Annotated in this window: 14 protein-coding genes and 1 riboswitch; of the genes, 4 read left to right on the plus strand and 10 right to left on the minus strand. The window is 72.1% G+C overall.

From position 1 onward, the window contains the following. Positions 1-244 precede the first annotated feature (244 nt). Positions 245-1303: a septation protein SepH gene (sepH, locus tag MOV08_RS12215; RefSeq protein ID WP_275307490.1), complete on the plus strand. Its 1059-nt coding sequence runs from the start codon at positions 245-247 to the stop codon at positions 1301-1303. 111 nt (positions 1304-1414) lie between these two features. Here sepH and MOV08_RS12220 read toward each other — a convergent pair whose 3' ends face one another. After that, positions 1415-2254, minus strand: coding sequence for a sulfurtransferase (locus MOV08_RS12220; RefSeq protein WP_275307491.1), 840 nt, complete (start codon positions 2252-2254; stop codon positions 1415-1417). A gap of 250 nt (positions 2255-2504) precedes the next feature. Between MOV08_RS12220 and MOV08_RS12225 the strand changes: the two genes are divergently transcribed. Beyond that, entirely contained in the window at positions 2505-3278 is a 774-nt protein-coding gene (locus MOV08_RS12225; protein ID WP_039632015.1) for a VOC family protein, read from the plus strand. A 22-nt stretch (positions 3279-3300) separates the two neighbouring features. Here the strand turns inward: MOV08_RS12225 and MOV08_RS12230 are convergent, their stop codons facing one another. The 4 genes from MOV08_RS12230 to MOV08_RS12245 all read right to left on the minus strand — a co-directional run bounded on the left by MOV08_RS12230 (position 3301) and on the right by MOV08_RS12245 (position 8836). After that, a complete protein-coding gene (locus MOV08_RS12230; protein ID WP_039632017.1) occupies positions 3301-3978 on the minus strand; it encodes a thymidine kinase in 678 nt (225 codons plus the stop codon). 87 nt (positions 3979-4065) lie between these two features. Further along, the gene (locus MOV08_RS12235; RefSeq protein ID WP_039632018.1) at positions 4066-5256 is read right to left on the minus strand and encodes an alkaline phosphatase family protein; all 1191 of its coding nucleotides are present in this window, start codon (positions 5254-5256) and stop codon (positions 4066-4068) included. Next, positions 5256-5846: a DUF5998 family protein gene (locus tag MOV08_RS12240; RefSeq protein WP_039640685.1), complete on the minus strand. Its 591-nt coding sequence runs from the start codon at positions 5844-5846 to the stop codon at positions 5256-5258. Before MOV08_RS12240 ends, MOV08_RS12235 begins: the two co-directional genes overlap by 1 nt. 38 nt (positions 5847-5884) lie before the next feature. Continuing rightward, positions 5885-8836, minus strand: a complete 2952-nt coding sequence (locus MOV08_RS12245; RefSeq protein WP_275307492.1) for a bifunctional acetate--CoA ligase family protein/GNAT family N-acetyltransferase — start codon at positions 8834-8836, stop codon at positions 5885-5887. Between the two features lie 200 nt (positions 8837-9036). Here MOV08_RS12245 and MOV08_RS12250 point away from each other — a divergent pair, with 200 nt between their 5' ends. Beyond that, positions 9037-9318 (plus strand): HPr family phosphocarrier protein, encoded by a 282-nt coding sequence (locus tag MOV08_RS12250; protein WP_039640687.1) that lies wholly within the window; start codon positions 9037-9039, stop codon positions 9316-9318. A 524-nt stretch (positions 9319-9842) separates the two neighbouring features. Here MOV08_RS12250 and MOV08_RS12255 read toward each other — a convergent pair. The 4 genes from MOV08_RS12255 to MOV08_RS12270 form a co-directional block, all read right to left on the minus strand. Then, positions 9843-10529 carry a GntR family transcriptional regulator gene (locus tag MOV08_RS12255; protein ID WP_275307493.1) on the minus strand — a complete coding sequence of 229 codons (687 nt, stop codon included), beginning with the start codon at positions 10527-10529 and terminating at the stop codon, positions 9843-9845. Positions 10530-10774: 245 nt separating this feature from the next. Beyond that, positions 10775-11554: a M23 family metallopeptidase gene (locus MOV08_RS12260; RefSeq protein WP_275307494.1), complete on the minus strand. Its 780-nt coding sequence runs from the start codon at positions 11552-11554 to the stop codon at positions 10775-10777. Between the two features lie 13 nt (positions 11555-11567). After that, a riboswitch (cyclic di-AMP (ydaO/yuaA leader) is annotated at positions 11568-11723 on the minus strand. Positions 11724-12020: 297 nt separating this feature from the next. Beyond that, a complete protein-coding gene (locus tag MOV08_RS12265; RefSeq protein ID WP_275311768.1) occupies positions 12021-13403 on the minus strand; it encodes a M16 family metallopeptidase in 1383 nt (460 codons plus the stop codon). Positions 13404-13441: 38 nt separating this feature from the next. Then, entirely contained in the window at positions 13442-14782 is a 1341-nt protein-coding gene (locus MOV08_RS12270; protein WP_067358171.1) for a M16 family metallopeptidase, read from the minus strand. Between the two features lie 312 nt (positions 14783-15094). Between MOV08_RS12270 and MOV08_RS12275 the strand changes: the two genes are divergently transcribed. Beyond that, positions 15095-17539: a DNA gyrase/topoisomerase IV subunit A gene (locus MOV08_RS12275; RefSeq protein ID WP_039632029.1), complete on the plus strand. Its 2445-nt coding sequence runs from the start codon at positions 15095-15097 to the stop codon at positions 17537-17539. A 201-nt stretch (positions 17540-17740) separates the two neighbouring features. Here MOV08_RS12275 and MOV08_RS12280 read toward each other — a convergent pair whose 3' ends face one another. After that, positions 17741-18853 carry a CobW family GTP-binding protein gene (locus MOV08_RS12280; RefSeq protein WP_275311769.1) on the minus strand — a complete coding sequence of 371 codons (1113 nt, stop codon included), beginning with the start codon at positions 18851-18853 and terminating at the stop codon, positions 17741-17743. Positions 18854-19310: the final 457 nt, after the last annotated feature.

Raw genomic sequence — 19310 nt, forward strand, 5'->3', positions numbered from 1 at the left:
GGCACTGAAGGTGACACTCTCCTTGGGGCGCCGTCGCTCGGCACGGGTGGTCGGTGACAGGGCAAGCGGCATGGTCACCGAGCGTTGCGAACTGGTAACCGTGTCATAACGGCGTTGCCGGGCCAAGCCCTGACACGCCGGGCAACTCGGCAATGTTGTGGCAGGCTGCACCCGGGCAGGCCACACTCGACTAGCGGAAGCAGCGACGCACGTGACGTCGGCAGGCACCACCCGGGAGGTCCCCATGCCCGAACTGCGTGTCGTGGCCGTCTCCAACGACGGCACACGGCTGGTGCTCAAGGCTGCGGACAGCACCGAGTACACGCTTCCGATCGACGAGCGGCTGCGCGCCGCCATCCGGAACGACAGAGCGCGGCTGGGCCAGATCGAGATCGAGGTCGAGAGCCACCTGCGCCCGCGGGACATCCAGGCGCGGATACGAGCCGGTGCCTCCGCTGAGGAGGTCGCGCAGCTCGCCGGCATCCCCGTCGACCGGGTGCGCCGCTTCGAGGGACCGGTGCTCGCCGAGCGGGCGTTCATGGCCGAGCGGGCCCGCAAAACCCCTGTGCGTCGCCCGGGCGAGAACACCGGCCCGCAGCTGGGTGAGGCCGTCTCGGAGCGGCTGCTGCTGCGCGGCGCCGACAAGGACAGTGCCCAGTGGGACTCCTGGCGCCGGGACGACGGCACGTGGGAGGTGCTGCTCGTCTACCGGGTCGCGGGTGAGCCGCGGTCGGCGACCTGGACGTACGACCCGCCACGCCGACTGGTGCAGGCCGTGGACGACGAGGCGCGGGCGCTGATCGGCGAGAGCGACGACACCCCCGAGCCGAGCTTCCCGTTCGTGCCCCGTATCGCGCGGCTGCCGCGCGACCGGCCGCTGGACCGCGCCCTGGACCGTCAGATGCCGGAGCGGCCCGGCGAGGACCGGGAGCGGGAACGAGAGGCGCGGGCCGAGGAGGCCACCGGCGAGCGGGAGCGGGAGCGGGATTCGCTGACCAGCCTGCTGGAGGCGGTGCCCAGTTTCCGGGGCGACATGGTCGTGCCGGACAGCGCCAAGGCGCCGCAGAAGGAAGAGACGGAGCAGGCCGAGGTCGAGGAGCCGCCGGCCCCGGCGGCGAGCGCGGGCGCGGGTTCCGCGTATGCCGATGTGCTGATGCCGCGGGCGGTCGCCGGCCACCGCGACCGGCTGACCGGGACGACGGACCGGCAGGCCGAGGCGGACGGGGTGCGCCCCGGGCGCCGGGCCGCGGTGCCCAGCTGGGACGAGATCGTCTTCGGCACCCGGAGGAAGAAGCCGGAATAGGCCGTAACGGCCGGGTTCCGGCCGTGTTGTGCGTGACGACTTCGCCCGCCCCCTGCACATAGGGGGTGGGCGAAGTCGTTGCGTGGGCCCGTCGCGGGCCTCAGTGGCCGCTCAGCCGGGCTGGGGGCCGGTGGCGACGGGGCGGGAGGGGTCGGCGCACCATTCGCTCCAGGAGCCGACGTACAGGGCCGCGGGGATCCCGGCTACGGCGAGGGCGAGGACCTGGTGGGCGGCCGAGACGCCGGAGCCGCAGTAGACGCCGACCTCGGTGCCGGGCGTGGCGCCCAGCGCCGCGAACCGCTTCGCGAGTTCGGCGGCGGGGCGGAAGACCGTGCTGCCATCGGCGACGTTCTCGACCGTGGGGGCGGACACCGCGCCGGGGATGTGACCGGCCACCGGGTCGATGGGTTCGGTCTCACCCCGGTAGCGCTCCCCTGCCCGCGCGTCCAGGAGGACGCCGCGGCGGGCCAGTGCGGCCGCGTCGTCCGCGGTGAGCAGCGGCACCGCAGCGGGCGCAGGGGTGAAGTCACCCGGCTCCGGAGTCACTTTGTCGACACTCAAGGGGCCGTCGGACGCCCGCCAGGCGGCGAGTCCACCGTCGAGGACGCGCACGTCCGGGTGGCCCGCCCAGCGCAGCAGCCACCACGCACGGGCCGCGGCCCAGCCCTGGCCGCCGTCATAGGTGACCACCGGTCGGTCGGCACTGACACCGGCGGCCCGCATCGCGGCGGCGAAGGCGGCGAGGTCGGGCAGCGGGTGCCGGCCCGCCGCGCCGGGCGGGCCGGCCAGTTCGCCGTCGAGGTCGACGTAGACCGCGCCGGGCAGGTGGCCGGCCTCGTACTCGGGGCGGCCGGGCGGGCCGCCGAGCTGGTAGCGCACGTCCAGGAGGAGCGGAGCGTCGGGGCCCGCCAACTCGCTCGCGAGTTCGGTAGCGGTGATGATGGCATTCATGGGACTCATCCTTGCGTAGCAGTGACTACGTACAGAAGGCGGGTGCCCACCCTCCGTATGACGGAGTTCGTCGGCGCCGTAACGCCGCCGAAACGGAAGAGGAACGTCAAAACGGGCATTCTCCCTCGTGAACGCGCCGTGGACGGCGCGGCCGGGGCGCACACCCGGTGACAGGGTGCGAGCATCTGCTCGGGACCCGCGCCCGTACCGCACATGGCCAGCACCCTGATGCTCCGAGGAGAGAGTGACGATGACGACCGAGGCAGCAGCCCGGCGGATGCCCGGCGCGCCCTGCTGGGTGAGCCTCCTGGCACACAGCCTGCCCGCGACGCAGGAGTTCTACGGCGCGCTCTTCGGCTGGGAGTTCCGCCCGGGGCCGCAGCATTTCGGTCCGTACGCCCGTGCCTTCCTCGACGGCCTGGAGGTGGCCGGGGTCGGTGAGCTGGCGGCCGACCGGCACCTCCCGGTCGCCTGGACCACCTACCTGGCCAGTGACGACGCGGACGTGACCGCCGAGCAGATCCGTTCCTGCGGCGGCACGGTGGGCGTGGGCCCGCTGGACGCCGACGACGCCGGCCGGATGGCGATCGCCTCCGACCCGCAGGGCGCCATCTTCGGCGTGTGGCAGGGCAGGGCGATGCTGGGCACCGCGGTCAGCGGCGAGCCGGGCACCCCCGTATGGAACGAACTGGTCACCCAGGAGACGGACTCCGTCGCCCCGTTCTACGAGCATGTCTTCGGGTTCGAGTCGGAGGCCGTGGTCTCCGCCGACTTCGACTATCTGACGCTGCACATCAAGGGAAAGCCGGTCGCCGGCATCCACGGTGTCGGCAACGCGCTGCCGCGCGACCGGGGGCCGCACTGGATGACGTACTTCGCCGTCTCGGACACCGACGCCGCCGCCCGTCGGGTCGTCGAGCTGGGCGGCCATGTGCTGCGGCCGGCGCGGGACTCGGCGCACGGCCGGCTGGCGACCGTCACCGACAACGACGGCGCGGTCTTCACGATCATCCAGCGGCGCTGAGCCGCCCCGCGGCCCGGTGCGACTAGCGCTGGGCGTCGACCGGCAGGACGTCCGGCGAGAGCGCCGCCGCATGCGCGGTCGCCGCGGTCTGCAGGCGGCGGTGGTGGCGCCGGCACAGCACTTCGTAGCCGACCTCGGCCGGCCGCTCCGCCCCCTCGCCACCGGTTTCGCCGCGCACGTCGCCGACGACGACCTGCGCGCCCTCGACGACCATCCGGCCGTCGACCGTGCGGGCGTTGTGGGTGGCCCGGGCGCCGCACCAGCACAGCGCCTCGACCTTCAGCACCTCTATGCGGTCGGCGAGTTCGACCAGCCGCTGGGAACCGGGGAAGAGCTTGCTGCGGAAGTCGGTGGTGATGCCGAACGCGAAGACGTCCAGCCCGAGGTCGTCGACGACCCGGGCGAGCTGGTCGATCTGCTCGGGGGCGAGGAACTGCGCCTCGTCGGCGATGATGTAGTCCACCCGGCCGCCGGAACTGAGGTGGTCCACGACGTGGGCGTAGAAGTCCAGGTCGTCCGCCGCCTCGACGGCCTCGGTGACCAGGCCCAGGCGGGAGGAGAGCTTGCCGCGGCCGGCCCGGTCGTTGCGGCTGTAGATCATGCCCTGTAGGCCACGGGCCGAGCGGTTGTGCTCGATCTGCAGCGCCAGTGTCGACTTTCCGCAGTCCATCGTTCCGGAGAAGAACACCAGCTCGGGCATGGGGGGTGGCGGGCCTTTCGGGCTCGTACGGAAGGGACGGTGCGGGTCGGGCAATACGGGGCCGCGCCGACCTGGCGCGGTGACGGGTCAGGTGCGGACTTCGAGAAGCGGCACCAGCTGCTCCACCGGGGTCATGGAGCCGTGCAGGCCGACCATCTGCGACTCCCCCGGCTCCCGTTCACTCGCGATGATCGCCATGTCGGCGTGGGCGGCGGCCACCACGTCGCCGATCCGGGCGCGGACCCGGTCGTCGACGTGCGGCCCGAACCAGCCCGCGGCGATGGCCTCCTCGCGGCTGGCGACCCACATCTGGTCGCCGACCACCTCGCGCCAGACGGTGAGCACGTCGGCCGCGGCCCCCGGGTGGGCGTAGACGTGCCGCGCCCGGCCCTCGCCGCCCAACAGGCGTACGCCGGCGCGCAGTTCCCAGTCCTCGTCGAAGTCGATCCGGGAGTCGGGGTCGAAGGGGATGTCGATCATGCCGTGGTCGGCGGTGATGTACAGGGCGCTGCGCGGCGGGAGTTGCTCGGCGAGCCGTTGGGCGAGCCGGTCCACGTAGAGCAGTTGGCCGCGCCAGGCGTCGGAGTCGACGCCGTAGCGGTGGCCCTTGCCGTCGACCTCGGAGTAGTACGTGTAGACCAGGGAGCGGTCGCCGGCGGCGAGTTGTTCGGCGGCGAGGTCCATCCGCTCCTCGCCAGAGAGCCGGCCGTGGAAGGTGCCGCCGCTGAGCGCGATCCGGGTGAGGGGGGTCTGCGCGAAGTCCGGTGCGGAGACCTGGCAGGTGTGGATGCCGGCGGCGTCGGCGAGCTGGAAGACCGTCGGGTAGGGCTGCCAGACGTGTGGATCGGTCCACGGCCGCCAGCGCAGCTGGTTCATCAGCGCGCCGGTGGCGGGGTCCTCGCAGGTGTATCCGGGCAGGCCGTGGGCGCCCGGTGGCAGGCCGGTGCCGACCGAGGCGAGGGAGGTGGCGGTGGTGGCCGGGAAGCCGGCGGTGAGCGGCTGGCCGGTGCCGTTGAGCGAGGTGCCCAGGAGGGAGGTGAGGAACGGGGCCTCCTCCGGGTGGGCGCGCAGCAGCTCCCAACCGAGCCCGTCGATCAGGAAGACGCAGGCGCGGTCGGCGGGGGCCAGCTCCATGTCCGTGGTGACGCCGGGCAGGCCCTGGCCGGCGACGACGGCGGGCAGCAGGTCGGCGAGCGAGCCGGTGCCGTAGCGGGGCACCGGGGCGGTCAGCGGGTCGAGCGGTTCCGGTTCCGGCCAGAAGGGGGCGGTGTGGGCCATCAGCGGGCGCTGGTGGCCGCGGTGGCCTCGGAGAGCGCCTGGGCGAAGGCGAGGGTCTCGCGCACCGAGTCCGGGCCGTCGCCGGCCTCGCTGACCCGGAGGGAGAGGTCGTCGGCGGTGGAGGAACCGGTGTAGCCGTGGTCCGCGTCGCAGTTGGGGTCGCCGCAGCTGGCGGGCTCCAGGTCGAGGCGCGCGACGGCGCCCCAGCCGATGGTGAGGACGACCTCGCGGGGCAGCTGGCCGGGAGTGTAGGACTCGGGGTTGGCGACGACGCGGCTGAGCACCACGGACGAGATCCGGCCGAGCTTGACGGACTCCGTGGACGTGGTGGCGTACGGGGACGGGGAGGTGGCGTCGGCGGCCTGCTCGTCGGTGTGGCTGACGATGAAGCGGGTGCCGGTCAGGACCAGGACCGTGACGTGGCGACGGACCTCGTTGGCGTCGAAGGTCGTCTCCTGGTGGACGAGGTACGACACGACCGGCTCGCCGCCGACCGCGGCCTGCACCGCCTCGGCCACGAGCGTCGGGTAATAGCCACTGCGCTCGATCGCCGCGCGCAGCCCCTGGGTCGTCGTACCGGTCTTAGCCATGGGGTCCATCTTACGGGGCGCACCGGGCCGCGAGACCCTCAGTAGACGGGCAGCCGGCGAGGGCCCAGGTCGGTGGTCGCGGGCGGTCTGGCGAGCCGGACCGAGGCGCTCAGGACGGCCAGGCCGTGTGGGGCGACGACGACCGGTTCGAGGTCCACGGCGACCACCTCGGGGTGGTCGTCGACGAGCCGGGACACCCGCAGCAGCAGTTCCTCCAGGGCGGCGGTGTCCACGGGCTGGGAACCGCGCCAGCCGAACAGGAGCGGGGCGCTGCGGATCGACCGGATCTGCTCGGTGACCTCGCGGTCGGTGGCCGGAATCAGACGGTGGGCGATGTCGCCCAGCAACTGGGAGGGGGCACCGGCCAGCCCGAAGGAGAGGACCGCGCCGGCGGCAGGGTCGATGGCGGCGCGGACGACGGTATCGACGCCGCGCGGCACCATCGACTGGACGACCGGCCGGAGCTCTTGGGGAGAGCCCAGGAAGTCGGTCAGTTCCGCGTAGGTGCGGCGGAGTTCGGCCTCGCTCGCGATGTCCAGGCGGACGCCGCCGAGGTCGGCGCGGTGCCGCAGGTGGGGGGCGGTGGTCTTGAGGGCGACCGGGTAGCCGAGCCGGGCGGCGGCGCGGACGGCGGCGTCCGGGTCGGGTGCCGGGAGCGAGGGGCGGGTGTGGATGCCGTAGCGGGCCAGCAGTGCCTCGGCGTCGGCGGGTGGCAGCGCGACGGAGCGGCCGGGGGCGACGTCCCCGGTGAGCCGGTCGAGCAGCCGCTCGATGTCGACGCCGGCCGCCGCCTCCTGGATGTCGTCGTACTCGGGAACCCGGCCCGGCTCGGCGGCGGACCGGCGCCACGCGGCGTACCGGACGGCTTCGGCGAGGGCGCGGACGGCGCGCTCGGCGGCAGGGTAGGCGGGGATGTGGACGGGACGGGGGCGGGCCGGGGTCTCGGGGGTGGCGGCCTGGCGGGCCTCCGGGGCGGGTGCCCGCTCCGGGGCGTACCCGGGGGCCGGCGGGCGGGGTGGGGCGGGGGGCTGCTCCTGGCTGCCGGAGGGGGGGCGCTGCGCCGGGGTGGTCGGCTCCTGGGGTGCGTGCGGGGCGTCGGGCCCGGGCGGGGCCGCGAGCGTTTCGGCCAGGTCGTCCATGGCGAGGTGGACGACGGTGACCGGCTTGCCCGGGTCGGCGGCGACCGCGGCGCGCAGGGCGTCGGCGAGCGCGGCGCCCTCGCTCCCGCCCAGGGAGGCGGCGCCTTCCTCCCCCACCCACGGGATGGCGGTGACGACGACGGCGTCCCAGCCGTCCCCGGTGAGCGCCTCGGCGAGGGCGGCGCGGAAGTCCTCCGGGGTCGCCGCGGAGGGCAGGACGTGGGGGCGCTGCGGGCGCAGCCCTTCGGTGAGGCAGGCGTCGTAGGCCAGGAGGGCCAGCGATTCGGAGTTGCCCAGGATGGCGACGCGCGGGCCGGCCGGCAGTGGTTGGGAGGCCAGCAGCAGCCCGGCGTCGATCAGCTCGGTGACGGTGTCGACGCGGATCACGCCGGCCTGGCGCATCAGGGCGGCGACGGTGCTGTCGGGGACCCGGACGGTGGGCACGGCGTGGCCCAGGGGGGCGGTGCCGTGATGGCGGGCCCCCTTGGCGACCACCACGGGTTTGACGGCGGCGGTGCGGCGGGCGAGCCGGGCGAACTTCCGGGGGTTGCCGATGGATTCCAGATAGAGGATCGCGACGTCGGTGTGCGGGTCGTCGTACCAGAACTGCAGGAGGTCGTTGCCGGAGACGTCGGCGCGGTTGCCGGTCGAGGCGAAGGTGGAGATGCCGGCGATGCCGCCGTCGCCGGGGCCGCGCGTGTGCAGTCCGCTGAGCAGGGCGATGCCGATCGCTCCGGACTGGGTGAACAGGCCGATCCGGCCGGCGCCGGGCATCCGGGGGGCGAGGGAGGCGTTCAACCGGACGTCCGGGGCGGTGTTGAGCAGACCGAAGGCGTTGGGGCCGATGAGGCGCATGCCGTACGAGCGGACCTGGCGGAGCAGGGCGCGCTGTCGCTCGCGACCTTCGACGCCGGCCTCGGCGTATCCGGAGGAGAGGACCAGCACCCCTTGGACGCCGTGTTCGCCGCAGTCCCTGACGACGTCGGGGACGCCGGCCGCGGGCACGGCGATGACCGCCAGGTCGACCGGCTCGGGGATCTCGCGCAGCGTGCGGGCGGCGGGGACGCCCTCGGGCTCCAGGTGCCGGACGCCCTCGGGGAAGGCGTGGTTGACGGCGTGCACGCGGCCGGTGAAGCCGGCATCGAGGATGTTGCGCAGCGCGGTGCGGCCGAGGCCGCCGGGGGCGCGGCCGGTGCCGATGACGGCGACCGAGCCGGGGGCGAGCAGCCGCTGGACGGAGCGGGCCTCGGCGCGCTGTTCGCGGCCGCGCATCACGGCCATGGACTGCTCGGTCGGTTCGAGGTCGAGCTCCAGGCGGACGACGCCGTCCTCGAAGGTGCGCTTCTGGGTGTAGCCGGCGTCCGTGAACACCTTGATCATCTTGGTGTTGGCGGGCAGGACCTCGGCGGCGAACCGACGGATGCCGCGCTCGCGGGCGACCGCGGCGATGTGCTCCAGGAGGGCGGAGGCGACGCCGCGGCCCTGGTGGGCGTCCTGGACGAGGAAGGCGACCTCGGCCTGGTCGTCGTCGGGGTTCTTGGCGGGCAGCCCGCGCTCGTCGATCCGGTCGTAGCGGACGGTGGCGATGAACTCGCCGCCCACCGTGGCGGCCAGGCCGACCCGGTCGATGTAGTCGTGGTGGGTGAACCGGTGGACGTCGCGGTCGGACAGGCGGGGATACGGGGCGAAGAAGCGGTAGTACTTCGATTCGTCCGAGACCTGCTCGTAGAAGGAGACCAACCGCTCGGCGTCGTCGGGCGTGATGGGCCGGATGCGTGCCGTGCCGCCGTCGCGCAGCACCACGTCGGCTTCCCAGTGGGTCGGGTACGCATGATCCGGCGGCATCTGCATGCGGACAGCGTACGGCGGGCCGCCGACAACGAGCTCGACGTGCGTACGCTCGATTTCCCGGTCCCTGCCGCAGCGGGACCGACGGCCCGGAAGAGAGCCGAACAGCCCGGACGGAAGGCCGGGGCGAAGTGCTACGGGACCACTCCCGGCACCGTGCGAGAATGGTCTAGACAACAGTCACGACTTTGAAGGGCAACACCATGGCTGAGCGCCGCGTCAATGTCGGTTGGGCCGAGGGCCTGCACGCCCGCCCCGCGTCGATCTTCGTCCGAGCGGCCACCGCCTCCGGTGTCGCGATAACGATCTCCAAGGCGGACGGCAACCCCGTCAACGCCGCCTCCATGCTCGCGGTTCTGGGCCTGGGTGCCCAGGGTGGCGAGGAGATCGTCCTGGCCTCCGAAGCCGATGGCGCCGAGGCTGCGCTCGACCGTCTGGCGAAGCTGGTCGCGGAGGGCCTCGAGGAGCTCCCCGAGACCGTCTGAGGAGCACCGGGGCCCCGCGTCCCGACTCCCCCTTCTGCTGGTGCGGCCCCGCCGCGGTGACCGGGACAACCGGGTACTGCGGCGGGGTCGTTTGCTTGGGCGGCGGCACGGAGGCGCGCCTTCTTGCGGCGAGGGGCGCCGGGGCCGTCGCATGTCACGTCGCCCGGGGCCGCGACGGGAGGCGGATTCGACGGCCGGCGTCACGCGGCCGGGCCGGAAACGAGCGGCCGGGGAAGGCGGGAGGCGGGCCGTGAGCACGCCGGACAGGGCTTCGCGAATCCTCCGCCCCGCCATGTATTGCTCAGGGCGTCAAGAAATACCCGTCCCCGGTCGGAGTTCTTTCCTTCAGCCTGCCGAATTCTCGATCGCGGCAGGATTCCCGAAAACGGAATCCCGAATCAGGGGTTGCGGAGTGCGGAGCACGAACTCTCCACCCTATCCCGCTCCACCCCTCCCGCCCCATCCGCCTTCCTTCCCCATGGCGGCAATTCCGCTACGCCATCTCTTTGTATACGGGGCGAGTGTTAAGTGCGGGCGCGTGCCGTGTTGACGGCTCGTTTCGGCTCCCTCACCACGGGAGCGGCGCGCCGCAGCCGGTACACGGGAAGCGACCGCTCGATGTGGGCCGCCATGAGGGCACGGGCGCGTTCCGCGTCCCCCCGGGCGATCGCGTCAAGCACGGCACCGTGTTCGTCCCACGAGTCGGTGACTCGGGTCGGCGGTTCCACGACGTACATCCACTCGATCTTGCGCCGCAGCTGGGTGAGCAGTGCCGTGAGGCTGGGGCTGCCGGTCGCCTGGGCGAGCGTCTCGTGGAACCAGCTGTCCAGTTGGCGCAGGTCGGCGGGGTGGCCGTGGCGGGCCCGCTCCCGGCCGAGCCGTACCAGGCCGCGCAACACCTTCAGGTGGGCGGAGCTGCGGCGGGCGGCCGCGCGGGCGGCGCCCAGCGGCTCCAGGAGGGCACGGATGTCGAGAAGGTCGGCGGCCTCCTGTTCGTCGAGTTCGGCGACGCAGGCGCCCGCGTGGTGGCGGGTGGTGACGAATCCCTCGGACTGGAGGGTGCGCAGCGCTTCCCGCACGGGGACCCTGGAAACGCCGTAGCGCGCGGCGAGAATGTCCTCGATCAGCCGACTCCCCGGCGCGAGTACGCCGGAGACGATGTCGTCGCGAATCGCTGTGCACACCGCATGCGCGGAAATATGGCCTCGCATCGTCCGTGCCTCCGCCGTAATCTCCGAAAAAGTGCCGCCCCGTCGGCGACTTTCTCCGACTCTATTCGAACGCGGAGGGTTTTCCCTCAGCATGTCGTGAATTCACCGACGCTTTTCGGCCGGTGCGCACGGCCTCCGGGCGGGCGGTGCGCCGGCGGCCCCGGGGGACGACGGAGCCCCGGCCCACCAGGGTGGCGGGCCGGGGCTCCGGGGGACGGTGCTGCGGCGGAGAGATCCGGGTGAGGTCAGACGGTGACGCCGTGCGCGCGGAGGTAGGCGACGGGGTCGATGTCCGAGCCGTAGTCGGGGCCCGTCCGCGCCTCGAAGTGGAGGTGCGGGCCGGTGGTGTTGCCGGTGTTGCCGGAGAGGGCGATCTGCTGCCCGGGGGTCACCGTCTGGCCGACCGTCACCCCGATCGACGACAGGTGACCGTATTGGGTGTACGTGCCGTCGTTCATCTTGATCACGATGTTGTTGCCGTACGCGCCGCCCCAGCCGGCCTCGACGACGGTGCCCGAGCCCACGGCGTGGACGGACGTGCCGGAGGCGGCGTGGAAGTCGATGCCGGTGTGGCTGCCGGAGGACCACAGGCCGCTGGACGCCTTGTACGCGGTGGAGACGTAGGAGCCGGTGACGGGGGCGACGAAGGTGTTGAGGCGCTTGCGCTCGGCCTCGCGGGCGGCGCGCACCTTGGCCGCGCGCTCCTCGTCGGCCTTCTTCTTCGCCACCTCGGCCAGCCGCAGGGCCTCCGCCTCGGCCTTCGCCCGGGCCGCGGTGGCCTCGGCGGCCGCCTGCTGCGCGTCGGCCTGGGCCTCGATCCGGACGGCGAGCTCGTCACCCATCACGACGGCCTGCTGGAGGCCGGTGTCGTGGTGGGCCGCCTCGCTCGTGGCGGCCAGCGCGGGCGACGCCACGGAGGCGACGACACCGGAGGCGGCGAGGGTGGCTATGCCGGCGAGGTTGCGGGTGGTACGAGCGGTGCGGGTCGCGCGGCGGTGCTTCCCGGTGGCACGGGTGAACGCCATGTACTGGCTGGTCCTTTCCTTCCTTCTCGCCTACCGGGTTAGCTGACGGGTTCGGAGCAGGAAGGTCTCCTACGGGTTCCTCCGGAGAGGCGCCCGATTCACCCCAAGGGACATGTGGGTCCCCGGCTCCCCTGGCTCGCGCCGTACGGGGACTCGGCGATGGCTGCCCGGTGCCACTGTTGTGGCGGACTTGTGACGAACAGCCGGACCGACGCTAATCGGGACAACTTTCAATCGGCAAACAGAACCGGATTTTTGTGCGCCACGCCACACGCGAAACGGGCAACCGGCACAACCGGCCGGGCATCTCCGACCGCCCGCCGCGCGTGATCCCGCGGAGCCGTGTGCGCCTCGGAAGTCACGGACCCGGCGCGCACACGCAGCGGCTCCCGTGGCAACTGACCACCACGGGAGCCGCTTTGTCGATAAGTGACGAGCCGTCTGCTGACCGCCGTCACCGACGGGATCAGCCGCTGACGACCGTCACCTCGCCGATGCCCAACGCCTTGACGGGCTCGGCGATCTGCGCCGCGTCACCGACCAGGATCGTCACCAGCCGGTCCACCGGGAAGGCGCTCACGACCGCCGCGGTCGCCTCGACGGTGCCGGTCTTGGCGAGCCGGGCGTACAACTGCGCCTGGTAGTCGTCCGGGAGCTGCTGCTCCACCTGGTCGGCCAGCGTCCCCGCGACGGCCGCGGCGGTCTCGTACTTCAGCGGCGCGACACCGACGAGGTTCTGCACCGCGACGTCACGCTCGGCGTCCGTGAGCCCCTCCGCCGCGAGGGTGCGCAGCACCGTCCACAGGTCCTGGAGGGCCGGCCCGGTGGACGCGGTGTCCACCGACCCGCTGATGGCGAGCAGGGCGGCGCCGGTGGCCCCCTCCGGCGAGGACGGGGCGGAGGAGCGCAGCACCTGCCCGAAGGCGCGCACCCCGTAGGTGTAGCCCTTCTCCTCGCGCAGCACACGGTCCAGCCGGGACGTGAGGGTGCCGCCCAGGCAGTAGGTGCCGAGCACCTGGGCGGGCCACACCTGGTCGTGCCGGTCGGCGCCGACCCGCCCGATGAGCAGCTGCGTCTGGACGGCGCCCGGGCGGTCGACGATCACCACGCGCCCGGCGTCGTCGGCCACGACCGCGGAGGGCTTCGGGGGCTCGGCGGTGGAACCCGTCCAGGCGCCCAGGGTGCCGGCCAGCGCCGCGTCCAGGTCGACGCCGGTGAAGTCGCCGACGATGACGGCGGTGCCGGTGGCGGGCCGGACATGCGTGTCGTAGAAGGCGCGGACGGCGGCCGCGTCGATCCGCGCGACGGTCTCCTCGGTGCCCTGGCGGGGCCGGGACATCCGGGAGGTGGCCGGGAACAGTTCCTTCGACAGCGCCATCGCGGCACGCCGGGCCGGGTTGGCCAGCTCGTGCGGGATCTCGTCGAGGCGGTTGCCGACGAGCCGCTCGATCTCGCTGTCGGGGAAGGCGGGGGCGCGCAGCGCGTCGGCGAGCAGCCCGAGGGCGCGCGGCAGCCGGGAGGCGGGGACCTCCAGGGAGACCCGCACACCGGGGTGGTCGGCGTGCGCGTCCAGAGTGGCGCCGCAGCGCTCTAGCTCGGCGGCGAACTCCTCCGCGGTGTGCTTGTCGGTGCCCTCGGACAGGGCGCGGGCCATGATCGTGGCAACGCCGTCGAGACCCTCGGGCTCGGTCTCCAGAGGGGCGACGAGGTTGACCTCCACGGCGACGACCTGCTGGCCGGGGCGGTGGCTGGTCAGGAGGGTCAGCCCGTTGGCCAGCCGGCTGCGCTCGGGGGCCGGGAAGGCCCACGGCTTGGGGGTGCCGCCCCGGGGCTGCGGGTGGAACTCCATGGTGCTCACGGGGGCGTCTGCGGGGGTGGTGGCGTCGGTCACTTGGCCGCCTCCTCTTCCTCGGTGCCGGCGGCGTCGGTCTGCGCGGTGGGCTCGTAGACGAGCACGGCGCGGTTGTCGGGGCGCAGGCGGGCCTTGGCGATCGTCTGCACCTCCAGCGGGCTGATCTCCAGGACGCGCTGGACGGCGGTGAGCGCGAGCTGCGGGTCGCCGAACAGGACGGCGAAGCGGCACAGTTCGTCGGCGCGCCCACTGACCGTGGCAAGCCGGTCCAGCCATTCGCGCTCCAGTTGGGCCTGCGCCCGCTCCATCTCCTCCGGGGTCGGCCCCTCTTCGGCGAAGCGGGCCAGCTCCTCGTCGACCGCGGCCTCGATGGCGGGCACCTCCACGCCACCGGACGCCTTGACGTCCAGCCAGCCCAACGAGGGCGCGCCGGCCAGCCGCAGCAGGCCGAAGCCGGCGGCAACCGCGCTCCGGTCGCGGCGCACCAGGCGGTTGTACAGGCGGGAGGACTCGCCGCCGCCCAGGATGGTGAGCGCGAGGTCCGCGGCGTCGGCCTCACGGGTGCCGTCGTGCGGGAGGCGGTAGGCGGCCATCAGGGCACGGGAGGGGACGTCCTCCTCCACGACCGTGCGGATCTGGTCGCCGATGGTGTCGGGCAGACCGCCGTCGCGGGGCGGCTGCTTGCCGTCGTGCGAAGGGATCGAGCCGAAGTACTTCTCCACCCAGGCCAGCGTCTGCTCGGGGTCGATGTCGCCCACGATGGACAGGACCGCGTTGTTGGGCGCGTAGTAGGTGCGGAAGAAGGCCCGCGCGTCCTCCAGGGAGGCGGCGTCGAGGTCGGCCATCGACCCGATGGGGGTGTGGTGGTACGGGTGACCCTCCGGGTAGGACATGGCCGTCAGCTTCTCGAAGGCCGTGCCGTAGGGGACGTTGTCGTAGCGCTGGCGGCGCTCGTTCTTGACGACGTCCCGCTGGTTCTCCAGGGACTCGTCGTCGAGTGCGACCAGCAGCGAGCCCATCCGGTCCGCCTCCAGCCAGAGGGCGAGCTCCAGCTCGTGGGCGGGCATGGTCTCGAAGTAGTTGGTGCGCTCGAAACTGGTGGTCCCGTTGAGCGAGCCACCGGCGCCCTGGACGAGCTCGAAGTGGCCGTTGCCCTTCACCTGCGCGGATCCCTGGAACATCAGGTGCTCGAAGAGGTGAGCCAGGCCCGTACGGCCCTTGACCTCGTGGCGCGAGCCGACGTCGTACCAGAGGCAGACGGCTGCCACCGGTGTCAGATGGTCTTCGGAGAGCACCACGCGCAGGCCGTTGGCCAGCCGGTGCTCGGTCGCTGTCAGGCCGCCGGAGCCGGCTTGTTCTGTGGCCGTGTGACCCATGGGCATGTACGTCCCTTCGATCCGCTTGCGAGGAAGTTCTGTCACTGTATGCAACCGCGTCGGCATCTGGCGAAGTTCCCGTGCGGAAGGCCCCGAACGTGCGCCGTCGCCGCCCGCGGGGCGTCAATGGGGGAGTCGTGGTGAGCGTTGTCAGTGGGGCGGTCCACAATGGTCCGCGTCAGACTCATCGGACTCGCCGGTCGGTCCGCCGGCCGGCCGGTCAACGTTGATCCCAGCGTGGGTCCGAAGCGTTGACCCAACAGCGTTGATCACACATCGGCAGTAGACGCAGCAAAAGGAGCCGCAGCCGCGATGGCCCGCCGCAGCACGAAGACCCCGCCGCCGGACGACTTCGAGGAGAGGATCCTCGACATCGACGTCGTCGATGAGATGCAGGGTTCCTTCCTTGAATACGCGTACTCGGTCATCTACTCGCGCGCCCTGCCGGACGCCCGCGACGGCCTCAAGCCCGTACACCGCCGCATCCTCTACCAGATGAACGAAATGAGCCTGCGGCCCGACCGCGGCTATGTGAAGTGCGCCCGGGTCGTCGGCGAGGTGATGGGTAAGCTCCACCCGCACGGCGACGCGTCGATCTACGACGCCCTGGTGCGCATGGCGCAGCCGTTCTCCATGCGGCTGCCCCTGGTGGACGGGCACGGCAACTTCGGTTCCCTGGGCAATGACGACCCGCCCGCCGCGATGCGGTACACCGAGTGCCGGATGGCGTCGGCGACGTCCCTGATGACGGAGTCCATCGACGAGGACACCGTCGATTTCACACCCAACTACGACGGCCAGGAGCAGGAGCCGGTCGCCCTCCCCGCCGCGTACCCGAACCTCCTCGTCAACGGGTCGTCCGGGATCGCCGTCGGTATGGCGACGAACATGCCGCCGCACAACCTCGGCGAGGTGATCGCCGCGGCCCGCCACCTGATCAAGCACCCGAACTCCGACCTCGACACCCTGATGCGCTTCGTACCGGGTCCGGACCTGCCGACGGGCGGTCGGATCGTGGGTCTGGGCGGTGTACGGGACGCGTATGAGAAGGGCCGCGGCACGTTCAAGATCCGCGCCACGGTCACGGTGGAGGACGTCACGGCCCGCCGCAAGGGGCTGGTCGTCACCGAACTCCCCTTCACGGTCGGCCCGGAGAAGGTCGTCTCCAAGATCAAGGATCTGGTGGGGGCCAAGAAGCTCCAGGGCATCGCGGACGTGAAGGACCTCACCGACCGCGAACACGGCCTGCGACTGGTGATCGAGGTCAAGAACGGCTTCAACCCCGAGGCCGTGCTGGAGCAGCTCTACAAGCTCACGCCGATGGAGGAGTCCTTCGGCATCAACAACGTGGCGCTGGTCGACGGCCAGCCGCTGACGCTGGGCCTGAAGGAGCTGCTGGAGGTCTACGTCGACCACCGCTTCGACGTGGTGCGTCGGCGCAGCGAGTTCCGCCGCACCAAGCGGCGCGACCGGCTCCACCTGGTCGAGGGCCTGCTAACCGCTCTGGTGGACATCGACGAGGTCATCCGCCTGATCCGCTCCAGTGAGAACAGCGCCCAGGCCAAGGAGCGCCTGATCGAGCGGTTCTCGCTGAGCGACGTGCAGACCCAGTACATCCTGGACACCCCGCTGCGGCGGCTGACCAAGTTCGACCGGATCGAGCTAGAGGCGGAGCGCGACCGGCTGGAGTCCGAGATCGCGGACCTGACCCGGGTCCTGGAATCGGACGCCGAGCTGCGCAAGCTGGTCTCGGGCGAGCTGGCCGTGGTCGCCAAGAAGTACGCCACGGCGCGCCGCACGGTTCTGCAGGAGTCGGCGGGCGCCTCGATCGCCGCGGTGCCGCTGGAGGTCTCCAACGACCCGTGCCGTGTGCTGCTGTCCTCCACGGGCCTGCTGGCGCGCACCACCACGGCGGAGACGTCGTTCGACGCCGACGCCAAGCGCGGCAAGCACGACGTGATCGTCTCGGCGGTGTCGACGACCGCGCGCGGCGAGGTGGGCGCGGTGACGTCCTTCGGGCGGCTGCTGCGGCTGGCGGTGATCGATCTGCCGCAGCTTCCGGACACCATGACGCCCAGCCTCTCCGGCGGCGCGCCGATCTCGGAGTTCTTGAGCCTGCAGGACGACGAGCGGCTGGTGTGCCTGACGACGCTGGACGAGTCCTCGCCGGGTCTTGCGCTCGGTACGGAGCAGGGCGTCGTGAAGCGGGTGGTGCCCGACTACCCGTCCAACAAGGACGAGTTGGAGGTCATCACCCTCAAGGAGGGCGACCGCATCGTGGACGCGATGGAGCTGCGTACGGGCGAGGAGGACCTGGTCTTCATCACCGACGAGGCGCAGCTGTTGCGGTATCCGGCAGCACAGGTGCGGCCGCAGGGCCGGCCGGCGGGCGGTATGGCCGGCATCAAGCTGGGCGAGGGCGCGAAGGTGATCGCCTTCGCGGCGGTCGATCCGGCCGTGGACGCCGTGGTGTTCACGGTCGCCGGGTCGCACGGCACGCTGGACGACTCGGTGGCGACGGCCAAGCTCACGCCGTTCGACCAGTACCCGCGCAAGGGCCGGGCGACCGGCGGTGTGCGCTGCCAGCGGTTCCTGAAGGGCGAGGACTGCCTGACGATGGCCTGGGCCGGCCCGGCGCCGGTACGGGCCGCTGACGCCAAGGGGGCGCCGGTACCCCTGCCGGAGCCGGATCCCCGCCGGGACGGCTCCGGAGTGGCGCTGGACAAGCCGGTGGCAGCACTGGCCGGTCCCGTGTAACCACGACGGCCTGCACACACGACGCCGCCGGGGTGGTAAACGACCACCCCGGCGGCGTCGGTTGTACCCCCGGGAACCGGCGTGGACAGCGTTGCCGCCTGTAGCGGCGCCTACGACATCAACTCCCGGCCTCGGGAGGCGCTCCCCGTGACGGTGCCTCTCCGTGGCAGGCCGACGGCACCCGGCACTCGGCCGTCGCGCTCACGCCTCTTGCTCGGGCACGTACCGCAGCACGCCCCACATGCTGTTCTCATCGGCCTCCGCCGGCACGGTCTGGCGGCAGTTCTCCAGTTCCTTGCGCAGCGCCGGAGCATCGATACCGCTGCCGATCATCACCAGCTGGGTGCACCGCTCCTCCCCCTTCGGCCACGGCTCGGGGTAGAAACGCAGGAAGTTGCCGACAGCGTGCAACATGAACTTCTGACGGTTCTCCGCAACGTCGAAGTGGACGAACCCCTTGATGCGGTAGAGGCCGCAGGGTCGGCTGTCGAGGAACTCCATCAGGCGGCGCGGATGCATCGGCTCGGCGGACGTGAACTCCACGCTCTCGTAGGCGGCGTGCAGGTGCCCGGCGTGGCCATGCTCGCAGTCACGGCAACTCTGGTGGTCGTGGTCGCCATCGCCATCGACCGCCTGGCCCGGGGCTCCGTTGGCGGAAGCCTCGCGCAGCAGGTCCTCGAAGGACAGTTGGCGCACAGCCGCGTCGCGGTCCTCCCCAGGCCCACGGTCGAAGAAGATCTCCGGATCGATCCGCCCGTACGCCGTGCAGATCACCGGCCTCCCGGGAGCGAGATCCCCGAGCGTGCCGACGAGCTTCTGACGCGCGTCGTCCCCGATCCTGTCGGCCTTGTTGAGCACCACGAGGTCGGCGATGCCCACGTGCCGGTCCAGTTCAGGGTGCCGAACGCGAGAGTCCGCAAACTCCGCTGCGTCGACCACCTCGATCAGTCCGCCGTAGACGATCCGGTCGTTGTCGCTCGCCAGGATCATGCGGATGAGTTCCTGCGGCTCGGCCAGCCCACTGGCCTCGATCACGATCACGTCGATACGGGCCGCGGGACGGGCCAACCGCTCCAGGTAGGTGTCCAGCTCACTGGTGTCGACGGCACAGCACAGGCACCCGTTGCCGAGCGAGACCATCGAGTCGACCTGCCCGGCGACCGTCATGGCGTCGATCTCGATGCTGCCGAAATCGTTGACGATCGCACCGATACGGATGCCGTCGCCGGCACGCAGCAGGTGATTGAGGAGGGTGGTCTTGCCTGACCCCAGGAAGCCCGCGAGCACGACGACCGGGATCTGTTGCGTGGCCAAGGGGAGCGCCTCCATGGTGCGGGTGGCGGGCCGCACGGCCCGGCGGCGGACGAGCTGTCGATCGTAACGGACCGCCCATGCCAAGGGCCCCGTCCTGCTACCCGTCCGGCCCGGAGACCGCCCGGGATCAAACGAACCGCGGCGGTCGTGAACAGCGACCGTGCCGTATGAGGCGCATCCACTCCTCAGGCCACTCCACGGATGCTCTCGAAGTTCCGGCCCTACCGGTGGCCGAGGTCCGCACCGCCGCCCGTCTGGAGCCTGCGACACCTGCGCACCGACGTCACCGCCTCCGCCGACCCTCATGGGGTGCCTTCGGCGTCGGCCTCCTGCGTTTCGGCCGCGCCGGGCGGCGTCGCAGCCGTCGGCCTCCGTGCCCGATTCCGCTGTACCGGAGGCACGACAGACCACCGCCACTCGTCGTGGCATGCCTCGCGGTCCTCCCGGCATTCCGGGC

This window comes from Streptomyces yunnanensis, from assembly GCF_029011865.1.
In the GTDB taxonomy this organism is placed as follows: Bacteria; Actinomycetota; Actinomycetes; order Streptomycetales; family Streptomycetaceae; genus Streptomyces; species Streptomyces yunnanensis.